Here is a 3,656-nt window from a genome sequence, read left to right as displayed (position 1 = left end):
CTTTCCAGGTCTGTGGCGAACAGTTCCATCAACGTCTCCGGTCAGTTTGCTGTGCTCTCCGCGACCTGCGGGGAGCGTTCAGCGGTTACTTACCGGAAGCGTCGGCGATGTGTCGGAGGGTGACGGTGGATTTCAGCGGGCGGAGTCCGGCCGGGAATTTCCTGGAAGTCGCCGAGATTTGGCTTGAAAGTCGGTCTGCTATTCGTTATCTTGTGTTATCATGTTTTATTACGGAATCCAAAGAAGCGGTGACTGACATGGAACCACAAGACAAATGGCTGACTATCGAAGAGCTTTCCGGCTATCTGAAGATGAGCCGCAGCAAGCTCTATCAGATGGCGCAGAAAGGCGAGCTGCCCGGTTCCAAGATCGGAACCCAGTGGCGGTTTGATCGGGACGAGGTTGACGACTGGATGAAAAGCCTTCGACAGACGGCACCGCAAAAGGCATCGGCCAACAATGGATAGCCACAATAAAGAGGGATTCCCATGCCGAGCCTGATACAGCCAACATTATTCGACCTACTTGATGTTCCGGCCTTTCCGAGACCTGCGGCGGTCACGAACGCGATTGAAACACTGGCTTCAAACAGTGGCATCGAGGCGCGAGGGGCAATCTTTACGCGCATCGAGGTCGTTGATTTTATTCTCGACCTGGTTGGCTACGTCGCCGATGAGCCATTGCACCACCTTCGCATTCTGGAGCCCTCTTTTGGCGAAGGCGATTTCCTTCTTCCGATTATTGAACGACTCCTTTCTGCGTGGCGGGAAAATGGCGGGAATGTTTCTTCCGCTGGCGTTGAATTGGGAGAAGCCATTCGTGGCGTGGAGCTGCACAGGGAAACCTTTGTCTCAACACGCAAGATTGTCGTCAACCGCCTTATCAAGGAGGGGATTTCGGCATCCGTGGCTTCAGAGCTCGCCGACCAATGGCTGATTCAGGGGGACTTCCTTCTTGAGCGGCAAAGCGCCCGCTTTGATTTCGTTGTCGGTAATCCGCCATATGTCCGGCAAGAGCTGATTCCAGCGCCGTTGTTGTCTGAATACCGTCGCCGCTATCAGACGATGTATGACCGCGCCGACCTCTACATTCCCTTCATCGAACATTCGCTGTCACTTCTCGACAAAGGCGGAACTCTTGGTTTTATCTGCGCCGACCGCTGGATGAAAAACCGCTATGGCGGTCCATTGCGGGAGTTCATAGCAAGAGGTTTCCATCTCAAAGCCTATGTCGATATGGTGGATACCAACGCCTTTCATTCCGAAGTCAGTGCCTATCCCGCGATCACCGTCATTGAGAAGACGAAAGCAGGCGCAACCCGGATTGCCCACAGGCCCAAGATTGAGAAAAAGGCGTTATCTGCTGTTGCCGCAGAAATCAGGTCTGAAGCCCTGTCCAAAGACTCATCTGTCCGGGAAATGGTTGGAGTGGCAAGTGGTTCGGAACCTTGGCTTTTGGAATCATCGGATCAAATGTCGCTGATTCGACGTATCGAAAGCCACTTTCCCGCACTAGAACATGCTGGCTGTAAGGTCGGAATTGGTGTGGCCACTGGCGCTGATAAGGCGTTCATCGGGGATTTCGAATCTCTTGACGTCGAGCCCGACCGAAAACTTCCTCTTGTGGCGACCCGTGACATTCAATCCGGTGAAGTCGTCTGGCAAGGTCAAGGAGTTATCAATCCGTTCGCAGATGACGGCGGCCTTGTCGATTTGCGGGATTATCCCAAATTGGGCAGCTACCTTGAAGAGCGCAAGGCGGTCATTGCAAAGCGCCACTGTGCCCAGAAAGCACCGTCAAATTGGTATCGGACGATTGACCGGATATGGCCGGAGCTCACCAGTAAACCAAAGTTGCTGATACCGGATATCAAAGGCGAGGCTCATATCGTTTTTGAGCCCGGCAAACTCTATCCGCACCACAATCTTTACTATGTAATCTCGGATACCTGGGATTTGCGGGCATTGCAGGCGGTGTTGCTCTCCAGCATCGCCAAGCTCTTTGTGGCAACCTACTCGACGAAAATGCGCGGAGGCTACTTTCGCTTTCAGGCTCAGTACCTGCGGCGCATCCGTATCCCATTCTGGCAGGACGTATCCGAGAATCTCCGGAGGGAATTGATCCATGCCGCGACCTTCCGCGATCTTGACGCCTGTAACAGAGCGGTTTTCAAACTTTACAAACTGAACCAAGAAGAACGATCCGCTCTTGGCGGCAATGGAGAATAACAATGGCAATTGATCTTGTGGATTACGAGCGCAAGGCTCATGAAGCTGTGCAGGCGTTTTGGGGAAACCGGGAAGCCGCCAGGCAGAAGCAAATTGAATCGGGCAAGGCCGACCAGGGCGAACGCGCAGGCGTGACCGCTGGCAAAAATATGGATGGGTTCATTGCTTTGATACTCGATATCATTCGATCCAATGGACTCGCCCATGCCGACATCCATCAGAAACGCGCCGTCCTGACGCTGCCCGGTTTCTTTCGGCCAACCAAACTCTGGGATCTGCTGGTCATCCACAAGGGTGAACTGATCGCGGCTATCGAACTGAAAAGCCAGGTCGGACCTTCCTTCGGCAACAACTTCAACAACCGGACGGAAGAGTCCATCGGCACAGCCCATGATTTATGGACAGCATACCGAGAAGGGGCATTCGGCAAACAGCCCCGCCCATTTGTAGGCTGGCTGATGCTGGTTGAGGACGCGCCCGAATCCCGGTCTCCGGTCAAGGACAACTCGCCTCATTTTCCCGTGTTCGAGGAATTCAAGGGCGCATCCTATCTCCAGCGGTACGATTTGCTGTGCCAGAAGTTGACTCAGGAACAGCTCTACACAACCGCTTCGGTAATCGCCTCTCCGCGAACAGCCGCTGACAGCGGTGATTTTTCCTCGTTGTCATCAATGACCAGTCTCAAGACCTTCGTCTCCTCTCTTGCCGGGCACATCGCAGGCGAAGCGGCAAGACTTGAGTAGTTATCAGGAACCTGCCTTCACCTGCCGGAGAATCCACTTCCTCAACGTTTCCTCGGTCGCCAGCCGGATCAACGCCTCGACGAGCTGCTGCTTGTTCTTGAGGATGCCGATGCCGTGCTTCTGTTTGGCCGCCGCGAGTTCCTTGCCCATCAGGCCGCTGTGGTCCACGCCGGGCTCCAGCTTGTCCAGCAGCTCGATGGTCTCCTGCTTGGTCATGTTGAGGGAGATGCCGTTTTCCTTCGCCATCTCCTTGAGCTGCTGGGCGGTCATGCCCTCCAGCCCCTCGGCGGGAGGGATCTTCGCCATCTGGGCGGCGAGCAGCTTGGCCTGTTTGAGTTCCGCCTGCTTCAGTCCCAGCAGCTCGACCAGTTCTTCCTTGGTCCGCAGCAGACCGATCTTGTGTTCCTTGAGCTTGGCGCTGAGCGCCGCTCCGGCCAGGTCGCCGTGATCGATCCCCGGTTCGGCTAAATCGAGCAGCTTGATGAAATCGGCCTTGGTCCGGGCAATGGCCACGCCGTTCTGTTTCGCCAAGGTCTGGAGCTGTTTGACCGTCAGCGAGCCGAGGTCGGCGATGTCGCCGTTTTCAAAGGCGCTCTTGAGCTTGGCGTTCTCCTTGGCCTGGGCGTCGGCCATGCCTTCCAGCACATGGGGCGGGAGAATGCAGGCGTCCCCCTGCGATGCCTGG

Annotated in this window: 4 protein-coding genes; 3 read left to right on the top strand and 1 reads right to left on the bottom strand. The window is 55.4% G+C overall.

What is annotated here, in order from left to right; all coding sequences use genetic code 11:
- From LHW45_11135 to LHW45_11125, 3 genes are all read left to right on the top strand, one after another.
- Positions 1–467: helix-turn-helix domain-containing protein (locus LHW45_11135; GenBank protein MCB5286122.1), on the top strand; the 467-nt coding region annotated here is incomplete at its 5' end.
- Between the two features lie 21 nt (positions 468–488).
- Positions 489–2,228 (top strand): Eco57I restriction-modification methylase domain-containing protein, encoded by a 1,740-nt coding sequence (locus LHW45_11130; GenBank protein ID MCB5286121.1) that lies wholly within the window; start codon positions 489–491, stop codon positions 2,226–2,228.
- Between the two features lie 2 nt (positions 2,229–2,230).
- Positions 2,231–2,971: a PaeR7I family type II restriction endonuclease gene (locus tag LHW45_11125; GenBank protein ID MCB5286120.1), complete on the top strand. Its 741-nt coding sequence runs from the start codon at positions 2,231–2,233 to the stop codon at positions 2,969–2,971.
- A 3-nt stretch (positions 2,972–2,974) separates the two neighbouring features.
- On the opposite strand, the gene LHW45_11120 is transcribed toward LHW45_11125, so the two are convergent.
- Positions 2,975–3,656, bottom strand: a 682-nt coding sequence (locus LHW45_11120; protein MCB5286119.1) for a phage head morphogenesis protein, incomplete at its 5' end; no start/stop codon positions are given.

The organism is Candidatus Cloacimonadota bacterium (assembly GCA_020532085.1).
In the GTDB taxonomy this organism is placed as follows: Bacteria; Cloacimonadota; Cloacimonadia; order Cloacimonadales; family Cloacimonadaceae; genus Syntrophosphaera.
The sequence above is the reverse complement of the archived record's forward strand: the minus strand, read 5'-3'. Positions and strand labels throughout refer to the sequence as shown.